Origin of the sequence: Kocuria cellulosilytica, assembly GCF_040981245.1 — a bacterium.
In the GTDB taxonomy this organism is placed as follows: Bacteria; Actinomycetota; Actinomycetes; order Actinomycetales; family Micrococcaceae; genus Kocuria; species Kocuria cellulosilytica.
Map to the genome: position 1 here is coordinate 141606 of NZ_JAVFWZ010000009.1, position 24698 is coordinate 166303.

A 24698-nucleotide genomic window follows, 5' to 3' on the forward strand; every position below is an offset into this window, starting at 1 on the left:
CACAATGGGAGCATGACCGACACCGCCGCCCCGGAGCAGCCCCTGACCTGCCGCGCCTACTGGACCGTGGAGCCCGGCCGGGGGGAGCTGCGCACCGCGGAGCTGCCCGTCCCGGGCCCGCAGGACGTGCTGGTGCGGGCGCTGCGCTCCGGGATCAGCCGCGGCACCGAGTCGCTGGTCCACCGCGGTCTGGTCCCGGCGCGGGTGCACGGGCGGATGCGCGCCCCGTTCCAGGAGGGGGACTTCCCGGGCCCGGTGAAGTACGGCTACCTGTCCGTGGGCGTCGTGGAGCAGGGGCCGGAGGACCTGGTGGGCCGGCGGGTCTTCGGCCTGCACCCGCACCAGGACCGCTACGTGGTCCCGGCCTCCGCCGTGACCCCCGTGCCCGACGACGTGCCCTCCGACCGCGCCGTGCTCGCCGGCTCCGTGGAGACGGCCGTCAACGCCCTGTGGGAGGCCGCGCCCCGCCTCGGGGACCGCGTGGCCGTGGTCGGCGCCGGGATGATCGGCGCGTGCACGGCCGCGCTGCTGGCCCGCTTCCCGCTCGCCCGGCTGCAGCTCGTGGACCCGCAGCCGTCCCGCGGGGAGCTCGCGGCACGGCTCGGCGTGGAGCACGTGCTGCCGGAGGACGCCGCGGGGGAGTGCGACGTCGTGGTGCACGCCTCCTCCACCGCCGCCGGCCTGGCGCGGGGGCTCGAGCTGCTCGGCGACGAGGGCGAGCTGATCGAGCTGTCCTGGTACGGCGACGAGGACCCGGCCGTCCCGCTCGGCGCGGACTTCCACGCCCGGCGGCTGCAGATCCGCGCCAGCCAGGTGGGCGCCGTCGCCCCCGCCCGCCGGGCCCGCCGGACGACCGCCGACCGGCTCGCCACCGCGCTGGACGCGCTGCGGGACCCCCGCTTCGACGCCCTGCTCTCCGGGAGCTCCGCCTTCGCGGAGCTGCCGGCCACCATGGCGCGGCTCGCCGCCGGAGCCCCGGACGTGCTGTGCCACGTGGTGGACTACGACCGATCCGTCCCGCCGACCCGAGGAGCCCCGTGTTCACCCTGACCGTCCGAGACCACATGATGATCGCCCACAGCCTGCCGGACCCCTTCTTCGGCCCCGCCCAGAACCTGCACGGGGCCACCTACGAGGTGGAGGCCACCTGGTCCCGGCCGGTCCTCGACGAGCACGGGGTGGTCATGGACATCGGCCTGGCCGGCGACCTGCTCACGGGCGTGCTCGACGGGCTGCGCTACCGCAACCTCGACGAGCACCCGGACCTCGCGGGCCGGCTGACCACCACGGAGGTCCTCGCCCAGTACGTGGCCGAGCGGCTCGCGGCGGGCGCGGCGTCCGTCGAGGGGCTCGAGCGGCTGGCCGTGACCCTGCGGGAGAACCCCGACGCCTGGGCCTCCTACACCCTCGAGCTGCCCGTGCTGAGCGAGCGCGGCGGGCCCGTCCCGGCCCGGTGAGCACGGTGCGGGCGGGCATCGACGTGGTGGTGCCCGACGACGGCGGACGGCCCACCGGGGGATCGCTCTACGACCGCCGGCTCGTGGCGGCACTGGGCGCCCTGGGCCGCCCGGCCCGCCTCGTGCCGGTCGCGGGGGACTGGCCCGCCCCGGACGGCGCCGCCCGGTCGCGGCTGCGGCGGGCCCTCGGCGGCCCGTCCCCCGGGCGGGCGGTCGTCCTCGACGGCCTCGTGGGGTGCGCCGCCCCGGAGGCCGTCGAGGACGCCGTGCGCTCCGGCGTGCCCGTGCACCTGCTCGTGCACCTGCCCCTGCCCGCCGAGACGGGGCTGGACCCCGCGGCCGCCGCGGAGCTCGCCCGGCGGGAGGCCGCCGCCCTCGCCGCGGCCACCGGGGTGCTGGTGCCCAGTGCCTGGGCGGCCCGGGACCTCGGCCGCCGCTACGGCGCCGCAGGGGTCGCCGTGGCCGAACCCGGGGCCGAGCGCGGACCGGTGGCCGCGGGATCCTCCCCGCCGCGACTGCTCTGCCTCGCGTCCCTGACCCCGCGCAAGAACCAGCGCCTCCTGCTGCGGGCCCTCGCACCGCTGGCCGGCCTCGACTGGACCCTCGACCTCGTGGGCCCCGAGGGCGATCCCCGCCACGTCCACGAGCTGGACGCCGCGGCCCGGCAGCTCCCCGATCCGGGACGCGTGCACCGCCACGGTCCCCTCCGGGGCGCCGCGCTGGCCCGGCAGTGGGCGCGCACGGACCTGCTGCTGCTGCCCTCCACGGCCGAGACCTACGGCATGGTCGTCACGGAGGCGCTCGCCCACGGCGTGCCCGCGGTGGTCGCGGCCGGCACCGGCGCGGTCGAGGCCCTCGACGGCGCGCCGCCGTCCCGGCCCGCCGGCGGCGCGGACCCCACCACCGCGCCCGCCGCCGGGGCCCGGGCCGGCGCCGCCCTCGACCCCGCCGACCCGTCCGCCTGGACCGAGGTGCTGCGGGACTGGCTGACCGACCCCGTCCTGCGCAGGCAGTGGCGGGCCGCGGCGCTGGCCCGCCGCGAGCGCCTGCGCCGCTGGGAGGACACCGCCCGCGACGTCCTCGCCGCGATCGCCCGGCCCGTCGGAGCCCCCGGGCACGACACCGGCGACGAGCACGCCGCCGATGACCACGCCACCACAGCCGCAACCACCACCGCCATCGGCTGCGACGCCGACCACGACACCACCACCGAGCGCACCAGGAGACCGAGATGACGAACCACTCCGCCCCCGACCGTCCCGTCGCCGCCGACTGGCTGGCCCTGCGCGAGCCCGCCGACGCCGCCGCCCGCGAGGACTCCCTGCCCCTGATCGCACGGATCGTCCGGCACTGGGAGGAGCGGCCGCCGTCCGGCACCGACACCGCCCCGGGTACGGAGCCCGTCGTCGTCGTGGACCTCGGCGCCGGGACGGGCGCTAACCGGGCCTGGCTGGCCCGGCACCTGCCCGGCCCCCAGCGCTGGATCCTGCTCGACCACGACCGCGGGCTGCTCGAGCAGGCCGTGGCCGCCGCCCGGGCCGAGGGGACCGACGTCGTGCCCGTCCTCGCCGGGGTCGAGGAGCTCGGCCGGGTCCTCGCGGAGCACCCGGGCGACCGCCGGCTGGTCACGTGCTCCGCGCTGCTCGACCTGCTCACCCGGGAGCAGGTCCGGGAGCTGGCCCGCGTGCTGGCCGAGGCGGGCGTCCCGGCGCTCCTCGCCCTGACCGTCGACGGCGAGGTCCTGCTCGACCCCCCGCACCACCTGGACCCCTCGGTGCTGGGCGCCTTCGAGGACCACCAGCACCGCGGTGAGCTCGCCGGCACCGACGCCGTGCGGCTGGCCGCCGAGGCCCTGCAGGAGCACGGGATGGCCGTGGACGTGACGCCCACGCCCTGGTGGATCTCCGACCAGGCGTGGGCCCGGCCCCTCCTGGAGCGCTTCCTCGCCGACCGGGCGGACGCCGCCGTGGAGCACCGCCCGGACCTCACGGCCGAGGCCCACGCCTGGCTGCGGACCCGCCTGGTGGACTGCGCCCGCGGCCGGCTGCGGGCCACGGTGGGGCACGCGGACGTGCTCGGCCTGCCGCCCGTCAGCTGAGCCCGCGCTCCGACCGCTCCAGCCACCGGACGTCCCGGCCGAAGGACACCAGCAGCAGCACCAGCGCGACGGCGACGGCGGTGACGGCCAGCGGCAGCGGGATGAGCGGGACCAGCGCCCCGAGCAGGACCCCGCCCTGGATCCCCGCCACGACCCGCCGGTACGAGGAGAAGGGCAGCCCGCGGCGCCACGCGGGACGCACCCGCAGGCCGAGCAGGAACAGGTAGCGCATGGCGCCGATCAGCACCACCCACCACGCCCCGGGCAGCCCGAGCCGGGCGGCGACGGCCACGGAGAGGACGAGCAGCAGCACGGCGTCGACCTCCTGGTCGAGCCGCGCGCCGGCGTGCGTGGCGGTGCCGGTGCGGCGGGCGACCCACCCGTCGACGCCGTCGAGCAGCCAGGCGGGCAGCGCGACGGCGAACACGGCCCAGCACCAGGCCTCGGCGGGGCGGCCCCCGTCCTGGCCCAGCACGGGCGCCAGGCCCACGGGCAGCAGCGCGGCGGCCAGCGCGACGAGCACCGAGCGGCCCACGGTGACCCGGTCGGCGGGGCCGTAGGGCTCACCGCGGCGGCGCACGGTGCTGCGCACCACCGCGCCGAGCACGCCGAGGCCCAGCGCCCCGGAGGCCAGCAGCACGGGGAGCTCCGCGTCCGACAGGACGGGGAGCACCGCGAGCGCGCCGCCCAGCAGCAGGAACGCCAGCACACCGTCCCGGCGCGCCGAGGGGCGGGAACCGGTGGATCGGGCCAGGGCCATGCGGTCGCCTTCCGCGTCGGGGGTCTTCATCGTGGGCGGGCCCGGCCCGCCGCGTCAATCCGGGCGACGACGGGCGGTGGCTAGACTGCGCCCATGCCCGCCGAGACCCCGCCAGCCCCCACCCGGCGGCGGCCCGCTCTCCGCGCGCTGCTCGCCGCCGGCCAGGCGGCGGCCGGGCTCCTGCTGCTCGCCCTGCTGTTCCGCGCCCTGGGCACGGACGCGGTGCGCAGCGCCGTCGGGATCCTGACCCCCGCCACGGTGCTCCTCGCCCTGGGGGCCGGGCTCCTGGCCACGGCGGCCCAGGCCCAGCGCTGGCGGCTCGTGGCCCGCAGCCGGGGCATGCCGATCGGCTTCCGGGAGGCGTTGGGCGAGTGCCTGGCGTCCGGGCTGGTGAACCTGCTGCTGCCCGGCGGCGTGACCGGGGACGCGGTGCGGGTGCTCCGCCGCCGCCGGCGCGGCGACAGCTGGCCCGGGGCCGGCGGGTCCGTGCTGGGCGAGCGGCTGGCCGGGACGTCCGTGCTCCTCGCGGCGGGCACCGTGCCCGCCCTGGCGGTCGGCGGCTGGCTCGCCGCGGCCCTCGGCCTCGGGGCGCTCGGCCTCGGGGCGGTCGCCTGGCGCTCGACGAGCGGTGCCCCGGCGCGCGACCGGGCGGGGGTGTGGGCGCTGTCCGTGCTCGCCTGGGCCTGCTACCAGGGGCTGTTCCTGCTGGCCGCCGTGCGCACCGCCCCGCAGGAGTCCCTGGCGAACCTGTGGGGGACCGTCGTGCTGGGCCTGGCGGGAATGTCCGTGCCCGTCGGGGTGGGCGGCTGGGGCCCCCGGGAGGGGATCACCACCCTGGCCGCCATGGCCCACGGGCTGCCCGCCGGGACCGGCTTCGCGATCTCGATCGGCTACGGACTGCTCGCCCTGATCTCCGCGCTGCCGGGGACTCTCGTGCTGCTCCGGTGGCTGGGCGCGGGATCTCCGCGTCCCCGCCGGGAGTCGCAGAGGGCCGCGGGCGCACGCCCGGACCGCGGCGCAGACTGACCGTGGCGCGCCCCGCCGCGTGTCACGGGCGTCCGCGCACGACGTCACAACTCGACGCATTTGCATCATCCCCACCGTGTCGTGCCATGAACTTGCGTTAACTGATGCAAACTCCAGGTGGGGTCCACCCGTGGGGGGCGGACCGATCGACTCTGGGGGGACCAGACATGTCATTTTTCCGTGGATCCACGCTGTCTTCGAGGGGCCAGAGCACGCAGGGCACCCGCCGTGTCGTCGCGGCACTGGCCGTCTCCACCGTCTTCGGGGGACTCGCCGTGGCAGTGCCGGCGCACGCCGCACCGCCGGCCGGGACGGGCGGTGTCTGCAACGGCGTCGTCAACCAGTTGTCGCACCGGGGAACGGTGCAGCAGAACCTGCTGAAGGCGGCCGCGAAGCAGAACGCCGAGCAGATCGCCGCGCTGCAGGCCGAGCGCGCCGCGCTGGTGACGACCTCCGAGGAGCTCGTGGCGGAGATCGCGGCGGGGGAGCAGGCTCTCACGGCCCTCGACGCCGAGGAGGCACAGGTCGCCGCCGACATCACGGCGGCCGAGGACGAGATCGCCGCTCTGCAGGACGAGCTGGCCGCGACCGTCGCCGCGGTGTCGGAGGCCGAGGAGGCTCTCGCGGACCTGGAGACCCAGCGGGTCGCTCTGCAGGACGAGCTGACTCCGCTCCAGGAACAGCTGGCCACCGCCGAGCGGAACCTCGCCGACCTCGAGGGCCGGGCCGACGGCGCCACCGCCGACGCCACCGCCGTGCAGGAGCGGATCGACGCCGCCGAGGCCGAGCTGGCTGCTCTGGAGGCGACCGCCGCGGAGACCGCCGACGCCGTGGCCGCCCAGCACGAGCGGATCGACGCCGCGGGGACCGAGCTGGCCGCTCTGGCGGCGACCGCCGCGGATGCCGCGCACGCCGTGACCGCGGCGGGCACCGCCGTCATCGACGCCGAGGCGGAGCTGCAGCGCCTCCGGGACGGCGGCCAGGCCGCGCAGGAACAGCTCGACGCCGCGCAGGACGAGCTCACCGGAGCCGAAGCGGTCCTCGCCGACACGCAGCGCGAGGCGGACAGCGCGGCCGGCGCCCTGGCCGAGCAGCAGGAGGAGATCACCCGAGCCCAAACCGACCTGGCCGCACTGCAGGCCACCGCGGACACCGCCGCCGAGGCCGTGACCGCCCAGCAGGAGCAGATCGCCCGGGCCGAGGCCGGGCTGGCCGTCCTCGGGGCCACCGCGAAGGCCGCCGCGGACGCCGCCGCCGCGAACGATGCGAAGATCGCCGTCGCCGCCGCCGGGATCGCCGTGCTCGAGGAGCAGCTCGGCGAGAAGCGCGCGGCGATCGAGGCCGCCGAGGCCGAGCTCGTGAAGGCCCAGGACGAGCTGCGGACGGAGCAGGAGCGGAAGACGTTCCTGGAGCAGGAGATCGCCCGCCTGGACGCCGTCAAGGGCGAGGGCCAGACGAAGAAGCAGCGAGAGGCGCAGATCGCCCAGCACAAGGCGGAGCTCACGACCGTCACCGCGCAGATCACCGATACCACCGCATTGATCTCCGGCCTGCAGGGCGACCTGGGCGGGCTGCAGCAGCAGGTGACCGTCCTGAACGAGCAGCTCGCCGCGCAGCAGCAGGAGAGCGCCGCGCTGCAGCAGGAAGCGGCCCCGCTGCAGGAGGCCTTGACCGCCGCCGACGCGGCGGTCGCCACCAGGACCGGCGAGATCGCCGACCTGCAGGACCGGCTCCCGGCGCTGCGGACCGCGGCGGTCGAGGCGCAGTCGACGGCCTCGGCGGCGCAGGACGCGCTCACCGCGCTGCAGGAGGGCCTGCCGGCGCTGGAGGCCGCGGTCACCGCCGCGGAGGACGCCGTCGCGGCGCAGGAGCAGACCGTCGCCGAACTGAAGGCCGTGCTGCCGGGGCTCGTGGACGGGGTGGAGACCGCCCAGCGGGAGATCGACGACCAGGAGGCCGTGCTCGACGGTCTGCGGACCGAGCTCGCGGACGCCGAGACGGCGCACCGGAGCGCCACCGCCGCCGTCGCGGAGCAGCAGGCGGAGCTCGACGCGCTCCGGGAGGAGCTGACAGGTCTGCAGACCGCCGCGCACGAGGCCGACCGGGCGGTCGCCGCGAAGCAGGACGAGGTCGCCGCGCTCTCCGCCGAGATGGACGCCGTCCTCGCCGAGCTGAAGGACCTGAACGCGCAGATCTCGGCGAAGGAGCAGGAGATCCTCGGCACCCAGACCCGCGTCGCTCCTCTGCTGGCCGAACTCACCGAGGTCGACGACGCCGTCAGCACCACGGAGACGCGGCTGAGCACGCTTCAGGAGCAGGTGATGACGCTGGACGGCCGGCTGACGGACGCGCAGGACACGCTGCGCGGCCTGGAGGCGGCCAAGAAGCAGAACAAGGATGCGATCCGGGCCCAGACGGCTGTCGTGCAGGGTCTCCAGGCGCAGCTCGTGGAGGTGCAGCAGCAGATCACGGCCATCGACGGCACCATCGCCCTCGGCGGCTGCCTCGCCTGATTCCGGGTCCCGGTGACGTCCTCACGCCGACCCACGGGAGGGCGTCACCGGAGCGGAGCACTGGTCACACGACGGTCAGGAGCCCGGAAGGATTGTGCCGGCCCACCGCCCGGGACAGACTGTCCCACGGGCAGGGGCGCGGGCCCCCGGCGGGGGCCGGGGCGCGACCGGCCCCGTCCGCAGCGACCGCTCACTCCAGGGGGAACCCATGCGTCGTCTTCTGAGAAGCATCGTGCACGCCGTCGTCGCCGGACTGGTGCTCTCGCTGGCCGTGCTGTGGTCCGGTCCGGCGCAGGCTCGCACCGTCCCGGAGACCCTGGCCGAGGCCGAACCGGTCCGGGCCGGCGAAGTGACCACGGACTTCACCATCGACCACGTCGGCGTCCTGTGGGACGTCCCGGCCGGTCGGGAGCACGCCGCGGAGGCACCCGGCGCCGAGCCGCACGGTGCGGTGCGGCTGCGCCACGACGAGACGTGGGGGCCCTGGATCCCGCTGATCGAGGACGGCGTCACGAGCAGAGGACAGTGGGCCAGCGGCCTGGTCCCCGCCGGTGACGCCACCGCCTACCAGGTGCGCGGCCTCCCCGCCGATGCCGTCGCCCCGCGCGCGGTGGCGATGAACACCACCGACGGGCCCCGGAGCACCGTCGGCGAGACTCCGGGCGGGGCCGCTCAGGCCCTCAACAGCAGCCAGTGCCGCTCCCGCGCCGACTGGGGTGCCGACGAGTCCCTGCGCCACGACGCGGACGGCCAGGAGCTCTTGGCGCCGCAGTTCTACGACGCCCAGGTCACGACCGTCCACCACACCGCGACCACCAACGACGACCCCGACCCGGCCGCCACCGTGCGGGCCATCTACCGCTACCACGCGGTCGACCAGGGATTCGGCGACATCGGCTACCAGTACCTGATCGACGAGTTCGGGATCGTCTACGAGGGCCGGTGGTCGGGCACGGCCAGCACCTCGTGCGGGGCTGCCGGCGGCACCGGGACCGACTTCGCCCACGAGGACGGCACCGACCGGATGGTGACCGGCGCCCACGTCGGCGGCTGGAACTCCGGGAACCTCGGGGTGGCCCTGCTCGGGGAGTTCACCGGCCACCGGAGGTTCGGGGCCGACCCGGAACCGGCGGCCGTGTCCTCCCTGGAGGACCTGCTCGCCGAGCTGGCCCTGCGCCACGACCTCGACCCGGCCGCCACGGTCACCTACACGAACCCGGTCAACGGCACCCAGAAGACCGTGCCGACGATCGGCGGGCACCGCGACTACGAGGCCACCGAGTGCCCGGGCGAGCGCCTCTACGCCCAGCTGCCCACCGTCCGCCTGCACGTGGCGGACCGGATGGCCGCCGCCGCCGACGACCCGCCCCGTGTCGCGGTCACCGCTCCCGCCGACGGCGCGACGGTGAGCGGGACCGTGCCGGTGACCGCCGAGGCCGTCGACGACGTGGCGGTCGCCCAGGTCGCCTTCGCCGTGGACGGCAGGGTCCTGGGCACCGACACGGACGGCGCGGACGGGTGGACGGCGTCCTGGGACACCACCACGGTCGCCGACGGCAACCGCACGCTCTCGGCGACCGCCACGGACTCGGCCGGGCAGACCTCGACCGACCTGGCCGAGGTCACGGTCGGCAACGGTCCCGGCGAGGAGAAGGGGAAGGGGACCCCGCCCGTCCGCCCTCCCCGCGCGGGGTGAGCCGGCCGCGCGCTCCGGGGAGGGCCACGACGTCGTCGTCGCGGCTGCCGGGGACGGTCAGGCGGCGAGCACCCGGAGCAGGTCGGCGGCGACGCTGACGGCGATCACCGCCGGCGCCTTGCCCGGGATGCCGGGGAGCCCGATGGGACAGGCGATGCGCTCGAGCGCCGCGTCGCCGTGCCCCTCCTCCCGCAGCCGCACCCGGAACCGCGACCACTTGGCCGCGGAGCCGATCAGCCCCACGGAGCCGAGGTCCTCCCGGCGCAGCGCGGCGTCGCAGAGCACGAAGTCCTCCGCGTGGTCGTGGCTCATGATCAGCACGTGCGCCCCGGCCGGCAGCGCGGCGAGCACGTTCTCCGGGGCGGGGCTGCGGTGGACGTGGACCTGCGCGGTCCCGTCGGTGACGTCGGCCAGCCGGGCAGGATCCAGCTGGCCCTCCCGGCTGTCCACCAGGTGCAGGTGCAGGGGCAGCCGGGACAGCACCCGGGCGAGCTCGTGGCCCACGTGCCCCACGCCGAACACGGCGACGGACGGCCGGGCGCGCTGGGGCTCGAGCAGGACGCTGACCACGCCGCCGCAGCACTGCCGCCCGTGGGCCACGGCGGCGTGCTCGTTGAGCGCGAAGGTCATGGTCTCCGGAGCGCTCGCCCCGGACGCCAGCATCGCCCGCGCGCGCTCCACCACGGTCGCCTCGAGGTTGCCGCCGCCCACGGTGTCCCACGCGGCGGTCTCGGCCACGACCATCTTGGCCCCGGCCTCCCGGGGGGCGTGCCCGCGCACCTCGGTCACGGTGGCGAGCACCCCCGGAGCGCCCTCCGCGCGCAGGTGCTGCAGCGCGTCCAGCCAGTCCACGTCAGCGCGCCGCCGGGGCGGCCGTCCCGACGGCGTCCTGCGCGGGCGCGGGCAGCGCGCGGCGCGCCTCCTGGACCGCCCAGAACACGGCCTCCGGGGTGGCGGGACTGGCGAGCGCGACGCTGCGGCCACCGGGGCCGAACGCGGCGGCAGCCTCGCGCAGCGCCTCGCGCACGCTGAGCGCGAGCATGAGGGGCGGCTCGCCCACGGCCTTGGAGCCGTAGACGACGCCGCTCTCGGTGGCCTCCTCGAAGAGGTGCACGTTGAACTCCTCGGGCATCTCCGAGAAGCTCGGCAGCTTGTAGGTGCTGGCCGACTGGGTGGCCAGCCGGCCCCGGTGCGGCCCGTCGGACTCGTCCCAGCGCAGCTCCTCGAGGGTCAGCCAGCCGGCGCCCTGGACGAAGCCGCCCTCGATCTGCCCCACGTCGATGAGGGGGGAGAGGCTGTCCCCGACGTCGTGGACGATGTCGGTGCGCAGCAGCCGGTAGGCGCCCGTGAACCCGTCGACCTCCACCTCGGAGACGGAGGCGCCGTAGGAGAAGTACTTGAACGGCTCGCCCTGCATCCGGGAGCTGTCCCAGTGCAGCCCCTCCGTGCGGTAGTAGCCGGCGGCCCACAGCGAGATCCGCTGGAAGTAGGCGTCGTGCGCGAGCTGGGCGAAGGACAGCTCCCGGTCGGAGAAGCCGATCCCGGTCACCGTGCCGTCCACGAACCGGACGTCGTCGGGATGTATGTCGAACTTGCGGGCGGCGACCTCGGCCAGCCGGTCGCGGATCTGCTCGCACGCGTTCTTCACGGCCCCGCCGTTGAGGTCCGCCCCGGAGCTCGCGGCCGTCGCGGAGGTGTTGGGCACCTTGTCCGTGCGGGTGGGCGCCAGCCGGACGGCCTCCAGCGGGACGCCCAGGGCGGTGGCGGCGACCTGGCGCATCTTGGTGTGCAGGCCCTGGCCCATCTCGGTGCCGCCGTGGTTGATGAGCACGGACCCGTCCTTGTAGACGTGCACGAGCGCACCGGCCTGGTTGAAGGCCGTGAGGTTGAACGAGATGCCGAACTTCACCGGGGTGACGGCGAGCGCCCGCTTGGTGTCGGGGTGGGTCGCGTTGAACGCCGCGATCTCCTCGCGGCGGCGCTCGACCTCGGCCCGGCCGAGCAGCTGCGTCCAGACGGTGCGCATCCGCTCGGCGTGCCGGACGGGCTGGCCGTACGGCGTGGACTGCCCGGGGACGTAGAGGTTGCGCAGGCGCAGCTCCGTGGGGTCCAGCCCGAGCAGCGGGGCGCTCCGGCCCAGCACCTCCTCGATCACCAGCATGCCCTGCGGGCCTCCGAAACCGCGGAAGGCGGTCTGGGAGGTCTTGTGGGTCCTCACGATCCGGCCGTGGACCTGCACGTGGGGGATCCAGTAGGCGTTGTCGATGTGGCACAGCGTCCGCTGCAGCACCGGTTCGGAGAGGTCCAGGCTCCAGCCGCCGTCGCTGGTGACGGTGGCCTCCAGGGCCTGCAGGCGGCCGCTCTCGTCGAAGCCGGCCTCCCACCGGGCGTGGTACGGATGGCGCTTGCCGGTCATGGTGATGTCCTGGGTGCGGTTGAGCCGCAGCCGGACCGGCCGCCCCGTCAGCACCGACCCGAGGGCGGCCACGGCGGCGTAGCCGTGCGGCTGCATCTCCTTGCCGCCGAACCCGCCGCCCATGCGCAGGCACTGCACGGTGACCTCGTGGCTGTGCAGGCCGAGGACGTGGGCGACGATCTCCTGGGTCTCCGTGGGGTGCTGGGTGCTGCAGTGCACCAGGACCTGGCCGCCCTCGTCGACGTAGGCGAAGGACGCGTGGGTCTCCAGGTAGAAGTGCTCCTGGCCCCCGAACTCGAACTCCCCGCCGAAGCGGTGGGCGGAGGCGCTCAGCGCCGTGCCCGTGTCCCCGCGGCTGACGGTGGGCTGACCGCCCTGGAAGCTGCCGGCCTCGACGGCCTCCGCCACGGTGACCAGCGAGGGCAGCGGCTCGTAGTCGACCTCGACGGCCTCCGCGCCCCGCCGGGCGGCCTCCTGGGTCTCGCCGAGCACCCAGCACACCGCGTGCCCGTGGAACATGACCTCGGAGGGGAACAGGGGCTCGTCGTGCTTGGTGCCGGAGTCGTTGACCCCGGGCACGTCCGCCGCGGTGAGCACCCGGGCCACGCCGGGGACCTCGAGGGCGCGGGCCGTGCGCACGTCCTGCACCCGGGCGTGGGCGTGGGGGGCCTGCACCGGCCAGGCGTGCAGCACGTCCTGGTGCCGCACGATCAGGTCGTCGGTGTACAGGGCCGTGCCGGTGACGTGCAGGGCGGCGCTCTCGTGCGGGACGGACAGGCCCACCACGGGGTCGACGGGGCGGTCGGCGAGGGACGTCATCGGGACACCTCCGGGTCGGCGGGCGCGTGCTGCGCCCAGAACTTCAGCAGGGCCTGCTCCAGCATCGCCGAGCGGTAGCGGGCGCTGGCCCGGTGATCGTCGATGGGGGTCCCCTCGCCGGCCAGGGCCGCGGCCGCGGCGAGGACCGTGTCGCGGTGCCACGGCGCGCCGCGCAGGACGTCCTCGGCGGCGCGCGCGCGGATCGGGGTCGCCGCCACGCCGCCCAGGCCGATCCGCACGGAGGAGACCGACCCGTCCTCGAGCTGCACGGCGATGCCGACGGCCACGCTGGAGATGTCGTCGAAGCGCCGCTTGGCGATCTTGTAGAACGCGCTGTGCTCGGCCGTCGGCAGGGGGATCCGCACGGCGCGGATGATCTCCCCGGGCTCCCGGACGCTGCGCCGGTACCCCGTGTAGTACTCGTCCAGGGGCACCTCGCGCTCACCCGCGGCGGAGGCCAGGACCACGGAGGCGCCCAGGGCCAGCAGGGCCGGTGCGGAGTCCCCGATGGGCGAGCCGGTGCCGAGGTTGCCGCCGAACGTCGCGGCGTTGCGGATGAGGCGGGAGGCGAACTGCGGGAAGAGCTGGTCGAGCAGGGGCACCCGCCCGGCGAGACCGCGCTCGACCTCGGACAGGCTCAGGGCCGCCCCGATCTCGATCCGCTCCTGCCCCACCTCGAGCGTGCGCAGCTGCTCGAGCCGGTCCACCGCCAGGGTCAGCGGCGGACGGGCGTGCTGGATGTTGACACCCACGCCCGCGTCTGTGGAACCGGCGACCAGCTGGGCGTCCGGGGTGTCCTCCAGGTGCTCGAAGAGCTCCTCCAGGGAGCCGGGACGGACGAACCGTGCGTTGTCGGCCGCTACCCGGGTGGGCGGGGCCGGCGGCGCGGGCCGGTCCTGGCGCCGCCGCAGCAGGTCGGCCTCGGCAGGGGTGCCCAGCGCGTAGGCGGCGTCGCGGATGGGGCGGTAGCCGGTGCAGCGGCAGAGGTTGCCGCTCAGGGCGTGCAGGTCGAACCCATTGGGCCCGCACTCGTGGTCGGCGGCGTGCTCCTCGCCGACGGCCTCGGTGCCCGTCCGCTCCTCCTGGGCCGCGGGCGGGGCCGCGCGCTCGTGGCGGTAGTACTCGGCGGCCATGGAGCAGACGAACCCCGGCGTGCAATAGCCGCACTGGGAGCCTCCCCGGACCGCCATCTCCTGCTGGACGGGGTGCAGCTCCGCGGCCGTGCCGGTCCCCGGGGCGGCGCCGAGTCCCTCCGCGGTGACGACCTCCTGGCCGTCGAAGGAGACCGCGGGGGGCAGGCACGCGTTGACCGAGGTCCACCGGCTGCGCCCCTCGCCGTCCGGCCGGGCGACCAGCACCGCGCAGGCACCGCACTCGCCCTCGGCGCAGCCCTCCTTGGCCCCGGTCAGACCCTCGTCCCGCAGCCAGTCCAGCAGCCGGGTGTGCGGACCGGCTCCCGCGCAGCTGCGGGCCCGGCCGTTGACGGTCACGCGGATGTCACTCATGTCCCGTGCTCCTCCGGGCCTGGCCGTGCCGGCCGTGCGGTGGCACGGGCGCGGTCCTGGGGACGTGGGTCGCGGAGAAGGGGGTCATGCAGAAGCTCCTCGGTGCAGGCCACCGGCCGCGCCGTGGAGCGAGATGGTTCCCCTGGGGTACCGGGAGCTCTCTGGCGGCGGGCCAGCGCGGTTCGTGGTTGCTCGCCCGGTAGATAGTCCGGTGAGGACCCGCCGTAGGCTGTCTCACACCTTAATCACGCCACGACGCACCCGCAAGAGGTCGTGCGCGGCCGGCGCGGCCGCCGGGGGAACGGAAGAATTGTTCCGGAATGTGTTGTGCGTCACGTCGAACTGCTCTACGTTTGCCTCAGCCAATGGCGGGTCCCGGACGAGCGGGGCTATCTACCGGGCATGATCTGACAGCCGGGCGGACCCGCCGACGGACATGAGCCGTTCCCCGGGTCCCCCACGATCCGTGAGGACCTGAGCAGCATGTCGACCACCCACGAGACCACCACGCCCACGCAGAGGCACCTCCAGCGCGCCGTCGACCTCGCGGCGGAGAACGCCGCCGTCGACGGCGGCCCGTTCGGCGCCGTCGTCGTCACCGCCGACGGGCGCGAGTTCCCCGGCGTCAACCGCGTGACGGCGGACCACGACCCCACGGCGCACGCGGAGGTCATGGCGATCCGCAGCGCCTGCCGCGAGCTGGGCACCTTCCACCTCGGCGGGGCCGTGCTCTACACCAGCTGTGAGCCGTGCCCGCTGTGCCTCTCGGCGTCGCTGTGGGCCCGGCTGGACGCGGTGTACTTCGCCGCCGACCGGCACGACGCCGCCGCCGGCGGGTTCGACGACGCGGAGTTCCACGATTTCTTCGCCCACGACGCGGAGCAGCGGGACCGGGCCCTCCCCGTCCGCCACGTGCCGCTCGCCACGCGCACGCAGCCGTTCGAGACCTGGGGCGGGAACGCCCACCGCACCGCGTACTGATCCGAGCACCAGCCGCACCCGGGCGGCTCCCACCGGGACCACCAGATCTGGACACTTCACGGCCGACCCGCCGGAACGGGCGGGCCCGGGAAAAACAGAGGATCGCCGGACCTTGCGCAGCAGAGCGGACGCCTGCGCGCTGAAGGAGGCTCTTCCCATGTCATCTCCCATGTCATCGACCACACCGGACAGCCGGCGCAAGGACCGCTCGACCCGCCGTGGACGCACGGTGCGAGCGGCGCACGCCCCCGGGCCCGAGGACGAGGTGCTGCCGCTGGGGCGCACCACCGCCTACGGCTTCCAGCACGTCCTGACCATGTACGGGGCCATCGTCGCCGTCCCCCTCATCATCGGTCAGGCGGCAGGGATCTCCGGCGAGGAGACCGCCCTGCTCATCAGCTCCTGCCTGCTCATGGGAGGGATCGCCACGATCCTGCAGAGCTTCGGCGCCCCCTGGCTCGGCTCCAGGCTGCCGCTCGTCCAGGGCGTCTCCTTCGCCGGGGTCGCCCCCATGCTCGCGATCCTCGCCGGGGGCAACGACCTGACCACCATCTTCGGGGCCGTGATCGTCTCCTCGGTGGCGGGCTTCCTGCTCGCCGGCGCGTTCTCCCGGATCCTCCGGCTGTTCCCCCCGGTGGTCACCGGAACGGTGATCACGGTCATCGGCATCTCCCTGCTGCCCGTCGCGATCACGTGGGCGGCCGGCAGCGGGGAGGGCGGGGCCGCCGACCCCCGCAGCCTCGCGCTGGCCGGGACCACCCTGCTCATCGTGCTGGCGCTGTCCAAGGTCGGTGTCGGGATGATCTCCCGCCTGTCCATCCTGCTCTCCTTCGTCCTGGGGACGGCGATCGCCGCGGCGATGGGCATGGTCGACTTCTCGGGGGTGGGCGAGGGCGGCCTCGTGACCTTCCCGACGCCGCTGGCCTTCGGGCCGCCGAGCTTCGAGATCGCCTCGATCATCTCGATGCTCATCGTGGTGCTCGTGACCATGACCGAGACCACCGCGGACATCCTCGCGGTGGGCGAGATCACCGGGGCCGAGGTCGACTCGAAGCGCGTGGCCAACGGCCTGCGGGCGGACATGCTCTCCTCCGCGGGGGCGCCGCTGCTCAACTCGTTCACCCAGACGGCCTTCGCGGCCAACGTGGGCCTCGTCGCGGTGACGGGCATCCGCAGCCGCTTCGTGGTCACGGCGGCCGGGGTCATCATGGTGGGGCTGGGCATGTTCCCCGTCATCGGTGAGGTCGTCGCGGCCATCCCGGCCCCGGTCCTGGGCGGGGCGTCGATCGTGCTCTTCGGCACGGTGGCCTCCTCCGGGGTCCGCACGCTGGCCAAGGTGGACTTCGGCAACTCCATGAACCTCGTCATCGTGGCGGTCGCCTTCGCCTTCGGCCTCGTCCCCGTGGCCGCACCCCTGTTCTACGCCGGTTTCCCGTCCGGGGCCCAGACCGTCCTCGGCTCGGGGATCAGCGCCGCGGCGATCGTGGCCATCGCCCTCAACCTGCTGTTCAACGAGCTGACCGCCGGCAACTCCCCGAACCAGTCCGTCATGGCGGCCGCGCCGGTGCGGGTCGTCCGGGCGGACGTGCTCGCGCACCTCCAGGAGGGCGACCGGGTCCAGAACGGTGCCGTGGTCAACAGCGACGGGGCCGAGGTGGCGGTGGTTCCGGAGCACCACTTCGAGGACGTCCGGAGGATGATCGACGCCGGGGAGATCACGCACACGGGCCAGGTCCTGCAGGTCCTCGGGCAGAGGGACGGGGCCTGAGCCGCCGGGGGCGACCCGGCGGCGCGGGGCCCTGCGCCGCCGCTCCGGGCAGGACACCGCTGCCGGGGCCCCGCGTCCTTCCGGGGCCCCGGCTCAGCGGCGTGGCGCCGGGGGCGCTGCGGGGGAGTGCGGACGGGCCGCCAGGAGCCGGCCCGCCGGCCGGCAGAGCAGCAGCAGGAGGATCCCGAGGACGGCGAGGCCGCCGGCGAGCGCGGGGGAGTCGTGCCACGCTCCGGTGAGGGCGAGGAAGCCGGGCAGGCCGGTGCTCAGCAGCGCGTTGCCGATGGCGAGGACCCCCACCGCGGGCGCCAGGTCCGCGCGGTCCCGGGCCAGCAGCACGAAGAACGCGCCCCAGAGCACCGACCACATCAGCCACTGCACGACGAGGACGCTCCCGCCCAGCACCACCCAGGAGTGCACCGCGAAGCCGGCCCTGCTGACGGCCACGACCAGGGAGAACCAGCCCAGTCCGTGGTCGGGCCAGCGGGTGACCAGGTTGACGCCCAGCCAGAGGTAGGTGAAGCCGAAGAAGTAGAGGCCGGCGGCCTCGGCGATCCGGGTCGCGTCGCCCCCGGCCGAGACGATGAGCCAGGTGGGGGCCACCACCTGCAGCGCCCCCACGAAGAAGTTCAGCGGAGCGGCCCCGGTGGCGCTGACGTGGCCCAGCAGCATCATCCCGTTGACGAACAGGACCGCACCGACGTAGAGCAGGCCGACGGCGCTCATGGGTGCCGTCGCCGGGGAGGGCAGCGGTCCCCGGCGCGCCCCGGCCGCTCCGCGGCACCGCCCGAGCACGCGGGCCGTGCCGGCGGTCCCGCGCGGTGCGCCGGACCACCCTGCGGAGCGGCGCCGAGGAATGCTCGGCCGGGGTTCGCGGCACCGTTCCCGCCCAGGAGAATGCGCATGGGGTCCGGTTCTCCGTCAGCTCTCCCCGCGCCGGATCAGCCGGCCCGTGGGGGTCCGGAAGTCCACGGCGGCGCCGCGCAGGTAGGTCCTGCGCACCTTCCCGGACAGTGCCTTGCCCTGGTAGGGGGTGATGGGATTCCGGTGGTGCAGCTTCCCGGCGTCCACGACGAACGCGTCGTCGGGCGCGAAGACCACCAGGTCGGCGTCGTAGCCGAGGGAGACCTTGCCCTTGGCGCGCAGGCCGGCCCGCTGGGCGGGCTTCGTCGACATCCACTCCACCACGCGGCCCAGGGGCACTCCGCGGCGGCGGGCCTCGGTCCAGATCAGGGACAGCCCCAGCTGCAGGGAGGAGACCCCGCCCCAGGCCACCCCGAAGTCGCCGTTGTCCAGGTCCTTGAGGTCCAGGGTCGAGGGGGAGTGGTCGGAGACGATGAAGTCGATGGTCCCGTCGATCAGCCCCTCCCACAGCAGCTCGCGGTTGCCGACCTCCCGCACCGGCGGGCAGCACTTGAAGGCGGTGGCGCCGTTGGGCACCTCCTCGGCGAGCAGGGTGAGGTAGTGCGGGCAGGTCTCCACCGTGATGTCCAGGCCGTCCCGCTTCGCGGTGGCGAGCATGGGCAGGGCGTCCGAGGAGGACAGGTGCAGGATGTGGGAGCGGGCGCCGGTCCAGCGGGTGCGCTCGATGACCTCGGCGATGGCCAGGTTCTCGGCGCCGCGCGGGCGGGACCTGAGGAAGTTCTCGTACACGTCCCCCTCGGGCCGCGGGGCACGGTCGATGGCCCGGGAGTCCTCGGCGTGCACGATCATCAGCGAGTCGAACGTCTTGATCTCGGCCAGGTCCTCCTCCATCTCGTCGGCCTCGAGGTGGGGGAACTCGTCCACCCCGGAGTGCAGCAGGAAGCACTTGAAGCCGAAGACGCCGTCGTCGTGCAGCTCGCGCAGGTCGGGCTTGTTGCCGGGGATGGCCCCGCCCCAGAAGCCGACGTCCACGAAGACGTTGTTCTGGGCGAAGAGCCGCTTGTACTCGAGGGCCGGCACGTTGACCGTCGCCGGGACGGAGTTGAGCGGCATGTCCAGGACCGTGGTGACGCCCCCGGCGGCGGCGGCGCGGGTCGCGGAGGCGAACCCCTCCCACTCGGTGCGGCCGGGCTCGTTGATGTGCACGTGGGTGTCCACCAAGCCGGGCAGCAGGTGCTCGTCCTCGGCCAGCTCCACGACCTCGCGGCCCGCCAGGCCGGCGCCGAGCGGTTCGATGGCCACGATCCTGCCGTTGCGCACGCCGACCTCGCGCGGGGCGAAGTGGTCGCCGCAGGAGACGTTCCGGCCGCGCACTACGAGGTCGAACTCGCGGCGGCCGTGCGCGTCGGCGCTCGCCGAGTCCGGGCGGGGGGTGTCGGCGGCATCGGCGGGGATCCCGTGCTCCCGCTGGTAGTCGGCGATCAGCCGGCGGACGCGCTCGGGGTCGTTGACGTCGTGGCTCACGTCCAGCTTGTGCGCCTGCTCGGCCTCGTAGGCGCTCCGGGCGGAGGCTGGCTTGGTGGCCGCGCGGGCGGAGTCCTCCCGGGCGATCGCCGCGGGGTCCTCGCTCAGCTGCTGCGCACGCCCGGCGGCGTCAGCGGTGCCGTCCGCGCCCCGGCCGGGCTCCGCGGGCGGCTGCCGCGGGTCCGGCCGGTGCCCCTGCTCGTCGCTCTGCTGCCCGCCCCGGCCGGGGGTCTCCGGCTGCTGCGGCGTCTTCTTCTCCGTCATGTCGGAGCTCCTCCTCGTCATCGGCGTCCGCACCGGCCGCCGGGTCGTCAGTTGGGTCGGGTCCCGGTGAGCAGGCCGGGGAGATCGCGGGCGAGGCGGGCGCCCACCTGCTCGAGCAGCCTGCCGGCCTCGCGCATGCTGACCCGCGGGTCCGGCTCGAGCTCGGCCAGGGCATAGGTGCGCACGAAACCCGCGGCCCGGCGGGTCTCCTCGTCCAGGGTAGTGCGGCCGCACACGGCCACCACCGGCACGCCGGCGGCGTGCGCCGTGGCGGCGACCCCCATGGGGGTCTTCCCGCCGAGCGACTGCTCGTCGAGGCTGCCCTCCCCGGTGACCACGAGGTCGGTGCCCGCCATCCGGTCGGCGAGGCCCACGAACTCCAGGACCACGTCGATGCCCGGGCGGCGCTGGGCCCCGAGCACGGCGAGGGCCGCATAGCCCACGCCGCCCGCGGCCCCGGCGCCGGGCGATGCGGCCGCGGCCAGGGCGGCCGGGCCCAGGGCGTCCGCCAGCCGGTCCCGGAAGACCGTCAGCGCGGCGTCGAGGGATGCGACGAGCTCCGGGTCGGCGCCCTTCTGCGGGCCGAACACGGCGGCCGCGCCGTTCGCCCCCGTGAGGGGGTTGTCCACGTCCGCGGCCAGGACGAACCGTGCGTCCCGCACCCGGGGGTCCAGTCCGGCGAGGTCGACCCGGGCCAGCCGGGCGAGCTCGGCGCCTCCGCGGCCCAGCTCGGCGCCCTCGTCGTCCAGCAGGCGCGCGCCGAGGCCCTGGAGCAGCCCCGCGCCGCCGTCGGTGCAGGCGCTGCCGCCCACTCCCAGGACGATCCGGGTGGCTCCGGCGTCGAGGGCGGCGCGGATCAGCTCACCGGTGCCGCAGCTGGTGGCGCCCCCGGCGTCGAGCACGGGATCGCCGTGCTCGTCCACCGGGAGGGCGGCCAGTCCCGAGGCCAGGGCCATCTCCACCACCGCGGTCCGCTCCAGCAGGGCGAACCCTGCCTCGACGGGGTCCCCGACGGGACCGGTCACGGTGGCGGAGCAGGCGGTGAACCCGGCGCCGACGGCGGCGTCGAGGGTGCCCTCGCCGCCGTCGGCCACCGGGACGGCCACGACCGCGGCGGACGGCTCCACGGACCGGATCCCCGCTGCGAGGTGCTCCACCACGTCGGTGGCTTCCAGCGAGCCCTTGAACTTGTCCGGGGCGACGACGATGCGCACGGTCGTTCCTCCTGTTGTGTGCGGACGGGGGTCAGTCGAGCAGGGCGATCGCGGTCGGGGCGTCCGCGCCGCGGGCGGCGAGCTCCTCGAACTCGACCACGTTGTCGATCTCGGTCCCCATGGAGATGTTGGTGACCTTCTCCAGGATGACCTCCACGACCACGGGCACCCGGTGCTCCTCCAGGAGGGCGCCGGCCTGGTCGAAGGCCTCCCGCAGCTTCTCGGGGTCGGTCACGCGCAGGGCCTTGCAGCCCAGGCCCTCCACGACCTTCAGGTGGTCCACCCCGTAGCCCTGGGTCTCCGGGGAGTTGATGTTCTCGAAGGCCAGCGAGACGTTCTGCTCCATCTTGAACCCTCTCTGGGACTGGCGGATCAGGCCCAGGTAGGAATTGTTCACCACCACGTGGATGTAGGGAAGGTTGAACTGCGCCCCGACGGCCAGCTCCTCGATCATGAACTGGAAGTCGTAGTCCCCGGAGAGGGCCACCACGGTGGCCTCGGGCTTGCCCCGGACGACGCCGAGGGCGGCGGGCCCGGTCCAGCCCAGGGGGCCCGCCTGGCCGGCGTTGATCCACTGCCGGGGGCCGTGCACGTGCAGGAACTGGCCGCCGGCGATCTGGGAGAGCCCGATCGTGGAGACGTAGGTGACGTCCGTGCCGAAGACGGAGTTCATCTCCTCGTAGACGCGCTGCGGCTTGACCGGGACCTGCGTGAAGTGCGTCTTGCGCTGCATGGAGCCCTTGCGCTGGGCGCAGTCCTTGACCCACACGGACCAGTCCGGCACGGCGAACCGCTCCTTCCGCTCCCGGGCGACCTCGAGGAGGATCTCCAGGGCCGCGCCGGCGTCGGAGACGATGCCGAGGTCGGGGGAGAAGACGCGCCCGATCTGGGTGGGCTCGATGTCGATGTGCACGAACGTGCGGCCCCGGGTGTAGGTGTCCAGGCCGCCGGTGTGCCGGTTGGCCCAGCGGTTGCCGATGCCGAGCACGAAGTCGGACTCCAGGAACGTCGCGTTGCCGTAGCGGTGGGAGGTCTGCAGCCCCACCATCCCGGCCATCAGCGGGTGGTCGTCCGGGATGGCGCCCCAGCCCATCAGGGTCGGGATCACCGGCACGTCCAGCAGCTCGGCGAGCTCGACCAGCTGCGCGGAGGTGTCGGCGTTGATGATGCCGCCGCCGGCCACGATGAGCGGGCGCCGGGCGGAGGAGAGCATGTCCAGGACCTTCTCGGCCTGCGCGCGGGTCGCCGCGGGGCGGTGCACGGCCAGGGGCTCGTAGACGTCGATGTCGAACTCGATCTCGGCGAGCTGCACGTCCAGGGGGAGGTCCAGCAGCACGGGTCCGGGCCGGCCCGAGCGCATGAGGTAGAAGGCCTTCTGGAACGCCCCGGGCACCTGGCCCGGCTCCAGCACCGTCATGGCCATCTTGGTGACCGGCGCGGCGATCGTGGAGATGTCCACGGCCTGGAAGTCCTCCTTGTGCAGCTTGGCCACGGGGGCCTGGCCGGTGATGCACAGGATCGGGACGGAGTCCGCCCACGCGGCGTAGAGGCCGGTGATCATGTCGGTGCCGGCAGGGCCGGACGTGCCCACGCAGATCCCGATGTTGCCGGGGGCGGCGCGGGTGTAGCCGTCGGCCATGTGCGAGGCGCCCTCGACGTGCCGGGCGAGGGTGTGCCGGATGCCGCCGTGGGCGCGCATCGCGGAGTAGAACGGGTTGATGGCGGCGCCGGGCAGGCCGAAGGCCTCGGTGGCGCCCTCCTTCTCGAGGATGGCGACGACGGCGTCGACCGTGCGCATTCTGGCCATGATGAACTCCTTGGAAGCAGGACCCGGGATCGGGTCGGGAAGCGGTGGGGCGGGGTGGGGGCAGGTCAGCGGCCGGCGCGGCCGGAGAGCTCCTCGACGAGCTTGAACAGACCCGAGTGGTCGAGTCCGCCGTCGCCCTTGTTGACGGTGGCGGCCACGAGCTGGGCGACGATCGCGCCGAGCGGCACGGCCACGCCGGCCTCGCGGGCGGCGGAGGTCACGATGCCCATGTCCTTGTGGTGCAGCTGCAGCCGGAAGCCCGGGTCGAAGTTGCGGTCCAGCATCTTCTGGCCCTTCTGGTCCAGGACCTTGGAGCCGGCCAGGCCGCCGCCGAGGACCTTCAGCGCGGCGTCCGTGTCCACGCCGTAGGCCTCGAGGAAGACGACGGCCTCCGCGAGCAGCTGGATGTTGCCGGCCACGATCAGCTGGTTGGCGGCCTTGACGGTCTGCCCGGAGCCGGCGGGGCCCACGTGCACGATGGTCCTGCCGACGGCCTCGAGCACCGGGCGGGCGGCCTCGAAGTCCGCGGCCTCGCCGCCGACCATGATCGAGAGCACGGCGTCGACGGCGCCCTGCTCGCCGCCGGAGACCGGGGCGTCCAGCGGGCGCAGGCCGTGCTCGACGGCCTCCCGGGACAGGCGGGCGGCGACGTCCGGGCGGATGGAGCTCGCGTCGATCCAGACGGTGCCCTGCGCGGCGTGGGCGAAGACGCCGTCCTCGCCGGTCACGACGCCCTCGACGTCCGGGGAGTCCGGGACCATCGTGATGACGACGTCGGCGTTCGCCACCGACTCGGCCACGCTGGACGCGCCCTGGCCGCCGGCCTCGACGAGCTGGTCGATCTTGTCCTGCGAGCGGTTGTAGCCGACGACGTCGTAGCCGGCCTTGACGAGGTTCTTGGCCATGGGCAGGCCCATGATGCCGAGTCCGATGACGGTGACGTTGGTCATGGTGGAGGTCCTCACTGTGGGGGCCCGTGCGGTGCGGGCGACGGGCGGTGGTGGCAGGTGCGGAAGATGAGGTGGATCAGGCGCCGGCGCGGGCGCCGGACCACGCCGAGGTCCAGGCGAAGGGGTCCTGCTGCGAGGCCTTGTACTCGAGGCCCACCCGGCCGGTGTAGCCGAGCTCCCGGCTGCGCTCGACCCACTGCTGGAGCGGGAGCTCGCCGGTGCCGGGCTCGTTGCGTCCGGGGGCGTCGGCGATCTGGATGTGGCCGAAGTCCGCGGCGTGCTTCTCGATGACGGCGGCGACGTCGTCGCCGTTGACCGACAGGTGGTAGAAGTCGGCGAGCAGCCTGATGTTGTCCGCGCCGGCCCGCTGGACCTTCGCGATGACGTCGAGGGCGTCCTGGGCGGTCTTCAGGGGGTAGGCCTCGGTGCCGGAGACCGGTTCCAGCAGCACGGTCCCGCCGATCCGGGCCACGCCCTCCGCCGCGGCCACGAGGTTGCGCACCGCCAGCTCGTCCTGGGCCTCCGGGGAGTGCTCGGGCCGGCGGTTGCCGTAGAGGGCGTTGAAGGCCCGGCAGCCGGTGCGCTCGCCGATCGCGGCGACCACGGCGACGTTGTCCTTGAACTCGTCGCAGCGGCCCTTCCAGGACACGAGGCCGCGGTCCCCGCCCGGCATGTCGCCGGCGTTGAAGTTCAGCCCGCTCAGCTGCACCCCGGCGTCCCGGATCGCGTCCACGAAGGCGTCGACGTCGCGGTCCGCGGGCACGGACTCGGCGAAGGGCCACCAGAACTCGACCGCGTCGAAGCCGGCGGCCTTCGCCGCGGCCGGCCGCTCGAGCAGGGGCAGGTCGGTGAGAAGGATGGAGCAGTTCACGGTGTAGGACATCTGGATCCTCCTGGTTCGCACGGGACCCCCACTTATTTCGAGATGTGGAAGTCGGCTTCTGTCTTATGAAACAGCGTACGGTCCGCTGTGATGCAGGTCAATCCTTTATTGGAAACATTATTTCGGCATGTGGAAACAAGAGGGGAAGGGTCG

At 74.6% G+C, this 24698-nt stretch carries 19 protein-coding genes; 9 read left to right on the top strand and 10 right to left on the bottom strand.

Annotated elements, in window-relative coordinates; translation table 11 throughout:
• Positions 1–12: 12 nt before the first annotated feature.
• The 4 genes from RCG67_RS13655 to RCG67_RS13670 are packed head-to-tail and all read left to right on the top strand — an operon-like array spanning position 13 to position 3555.
• The gene (locus RCG67_RS13655; protein ID WP_368827034.1) at positions 13–1050 is read left to right on the top strand and encodes a zinc-dependent alcohol dehydrogenase; all 1038 of its coding nucleotides are present in this window, start codon (positions 13–15) and stop codon (positions 1048–1050) included.
• Positions 1038–1457 carry a 6-pyruvoyl trahydropterin synthase family protein gene (locus RCG67_RS13660; RefSeq protein ID WP_058873117.1) on the top strand — a complete coding sequence of 140 codons (420 nt, stop codon included), beginning with the start codon at positions 1038–1040 and terminating at the stop codon, positions 1455–1457. Before RCG67_RS13655 ends, RCG67_RS13660 begins: the two co-directional genes overlap by 13 nt.
• A complete protein-coding gene (locus RCG67_RS13665; protein WP_368827036.1) occupies positions 1454–2692 on the top strand; it encodes a glycosyltransferase in 1239 nt (412 codons plus the stop codon). Before RCG67_RS13660 ends, RCG67_RS13665 begins: the two co-directional genes overlap by 4 nt.
• Positions 2689–3555, top strand: a complete 867-nt coding sequence (locus tag RCG67_RS13670; protein WP_368827038.1) for a class I SAM-dependent methyltransferase — start codon at positions 2689–2691, stop codon at positions 3553–3555. Before RCG67_RS13665 ends, RCG67_RS13670 begins: the two co-directional genes overlap by 4 nt.
• Here the strand turns inward: RCG67_RS13670 and RCG67_RS13675 are convergent.
• Positions 3548–4315, bottom strand: a complete 768-nt coding sequence (locus RCG67_RS13675; protein WP_368827039.1) for a CDP-alcohol phosphatidyltransferase family protein — start codon at positions 4313–4315, stop codon at positions 3548–3550. The genes RCG67_RS13670 and RCG67_RS13675 overlap by 8 nt on opposite strands.
• Before the next feature lie 93 nt (positions 4316–4408).
• On the opposite strand from RCG67_RS13675, the gene RCG67_RS13680 reads away from it, so the two are divergent.
• The 3 genes from RCG67_RS13680 (at position 4409) to RCG67_RS13690 (ending at position 9550) form a co-directional block, all read left to right on the top strand.
• On the top strand, positions 4409–5341 hold the full coding sequence (locus RCG67_RS13680) for a lysylphosphatidylglycerol synthase domain-containing protein (RefSeq protein WP_368827041.1): 933 nt from the start codon (positions 4409–4411) through the stop codon (positions 5339–5341).
• A 167-nt stretch (positions 5342–5508) separates the two neighbouring features.
• Positions 5509–7854: a coiled-coil domain-containing protein gene (locus RCG67_RS13685; protein ID WP_368827042.1), complete on the top strand. Its 2346-nt coding sequence runs from the start codon at positions 5509–5511 to the stop codon at positions 7852–7854.
• A 232-nt stretch (positions 7855–8086) separates the two neighbouring features.
• Positions 8087–9550 carry an Ig-like domain-containing protein gene (locus tag RCG67_RS13690; RefSeq protein ID WP_368827044.1) on the top strand — a complete coding sequence of 488 codons (1464 nt, stop codon included), beginning with the start codon at positions 8087–8089 and terminating at the stop codon, positions 9548–9550.
• 57 nt (positions 9551–9607) lie between these two features.
• On the opposite strand, the gene xdhC is transcribed toward RCG67_RS13690, so the two are convergent.
• From xdhC to RCG67_RS13705, 3 genes are read right to left on the bottom strand one after another with little or no spacing between them, the layout of a single operon-like run.
• Positions 9608–10402, bottom strand: a complete 795-nt coding sequence (gene xdhC, locus RCG67_RS13695) for a xanthine dehydrogenase accessory protein XdhC (protein WP_368827047.1) — start codon at positions 10400–10402, stop codon at positions 9608–9610.
• A 1-nt stretch (position 10403) separates the two neighbouring features.
• A complete protein-coding gene (xdhB, locus tag RCG67_RS13700) occupies positions 10404–12785 on the bottom strand; it encodes a xanthine dehydrogenase molybdopterin binding subunit (RefSeq protein WP_368827049.1) in 2382 nt (793 codons plus the stop codon).
• Positions 12782–14290, bottom strand: a complete 1509-nt coding sequence (locus tag RCG67_RS13705; RefSeq protein WP_368827050.1) for a xanthine dehydrogenase small subunit — start codon at positions 14288–14290, stop codon at positions 12782–12784. The genes xdhB and RCG67_RS13705 overlap by 4 nt, the downstream gene beginning before the upstream one ends.
• Positions 14291–14773: 483 nt before the next feature.
• Here RCG67_RS13705 and RCG67_RS13710 point away from each other — a divergent pair, with 483 nt between their 5' ends.
• Positions 14774–15271 carry a nucleoside deaminase gene (locus tag RCG67_RS13710; RefSeq protein ID WP_368827052.1) on the top strand — a complete coding sequence of 166 codons (498 nt, stop codon included), beginning with the start codon at positions 14774–14776 and terminating at the stop codon, positions 15269–15271.
• 157 nt (positions 15272–15428) lie between these two features.
• Positions 15429–17039 carry a nucleobase:cation symporter-2 family protein gene (locus RCG67_RS13715; protein ID WP_368827054.1) on the top strand — a complete coding sequence of 537 codons (1611 nt, stop codon included), beginning with the start codon at positions 15429–15431 and terminating at the stop codon, positions 17037–17039.
• 93 nt (positions 17040–17132) lie between these two features.
• Here RCG67_RS13715 and RCG67_RS13720 read toward each other — a convergent pair whose 3' ends face one another.
• The 6 genes from RCG67_RS13720 to RCG67_RS13745 form a co-directional block, all read right to left on the bottom strand.
• Positions 17133–17765, bottom strand: a complete 633-nt coding sequence (locus RCG67_RS13720) for an AmiS/UreI family transporter (protein ID WP_368827055.1) — start codon at positions 17763–17765, stop codon at positions 17133–17135.
• A gap of 195 nt (positions 17766–17960) precedes the next feature.
• The gene (allB, locus tag RCG67_RS13725) at positions 17961–19277 is read right to left on the bottom strand and encodes an allantoinase AllB (protein WP_368827071.1); all 1317 of its coding nucleotides are present in this window, start codon (positions 19275–19277) and stop codon (positions 17961–17963) included.
• A 461-nt stretch (positions 19278–19738) separates the two neighbouring features.
• Positions 19739–20905 carry a glycerate kinase gene (locus RCG67_RS13730; RefSeq protein WP_368827057.1) on the bottom strand — a complete coding sequence of 389 codons (1167 nt, stop codon included), beginning with the start codon at positions 20903–20905 and terminating at the stop codon, positions 19739–19741.
• 31 nt (positions 20906–20936) lie between these two features.
• On the bottom strand, positions 20937–22712 hold the full coding sequence (gene gcl / locus RCG67_RS13735; protein ID WP_368827058.1) for a glyoxylate carboligase: 1776 nt from the start codon (positions 22710–22712) through the stop codon (positions 20937–20939).
• Between the two features lie 65 nt (positions 22713–22777).
• The gene (locus tag RCG67_RS13740) at positions 22778–23662 is read right to left on the bottom strand and encodes a 2-hydroxy-3-oxopropionate reductase (protein WP_368827059.1); all 885 of its coding nucleotides are present in this window, start codon (positions 23660–23662) and stop codon (positions 22778–22780) included.
• Between the two features lie 76 nt (positions 23663–23738).
• The gene (locus RCG67_RS13745; RefSeq protein ID WP_368827060.1) at positions 23739–24545 is read right to left on the bottom strand and encodes a hydroxypyruvate isomerase family protein; all 807 of its coding nucleotides are present in this window, start codon (positions 24543–24545) and stop codon (positions 23739–23741) included.
• Positions 24546–24698: the final 153 nt, after the last annotated feature.

Bases quoted from the DNA above. Each gene is read 5' to 3' on its own strand.
- RCG67_RS13740 (WP_368827059.1), bottom strand. From the start codon at position 23,662: ATGACCAACGTCACCGTCATCGGACTCGGCATCATGGGCCTGCCCATG.
- RCG67_RS13710 (WP_368827052.1), top strand. From the start codon at position 14,774: ATGTCGACCACCCACGAGACCACCACGCCCACGCAGAGGCACCTCCAG.
- xdhB (WP_368827049.1), bottom strand. From the start codon at position 12,785: ATGACGTCCCTCGCCGACCGCCCCGTCGACCCCGTGGTGGGCCTGTCC.
- RCG67_RS13720 (WP_368827055.1), bottom strand. From the start codon at position 17,765: ATGAGCGCCGTCGGCCTGCTCTACGTCGGTGCGGTCCTGTTCGTCAAC.
- RCG67_RS13680 (WP_368827041.1), top strand. From the start codon at position 4,409: ATGCCCGCCGAGACCCCGCCAGCCCCCACCCGGCGGCGGCCCGCTCTC.
- RCG67_RS13675 (WP_368827039.1), bottom strand. From the start codon at position 4,315: ATGGCCCTGGCCCGATCCACCGGTTCCCGCCCCTCGGCGCGCCGGGAC.
- RCG67_RS13670 (WP_368827038.1), top strand. From the start codon at position 2,689: ATGACGAACCACTCCGCCCCCGACCGTCCCGTCGCCGCCGACTGGCTG.
- gcl (WP_368827058.1), bottom strand. From the start codon at position 22,712: ATGGCCAGAATGCGCACGGTCGACGCCGTCGTCGCCATCCTCGAGAAG.
- RCG67_RS13655 (WP_368827034.1), top strand. From the start codon at position 13: ATGACCGACACCGCCGCCCCGGAGCAGCCCCTGACCTGCCGCGCCTAC.
- RCG67_RS13705 (WP_368827050.1), bottom strand. From the start codon at position 14,290: ATGAGTGACATCCGCGTGACCGTCAACGGCCGGGCCCGCAGCTGCGCG.
- RCG67_RS13715 (WP_368827054.1), top strand. From the start codon at position 15,429: ATGTCATCTCCCATGTCATCGACCACACCGGACAGCCGGCGCAAGGAC.
- RCG67_RS13745 (WP_368827060.1), bottom strand. From the start codon at position 24,545: ATGTCCTACACCGTGAACTGCTCCATCCTTCTCACCGACCTGCCCCTG.
- RCG67_RS13685 (WP_368827042.1), top strand. From the start codon at position 5,509: ATGTCATTTTTCCGTGGATCCACGCTGTCTTCGAGGGGCCAGAGCACG.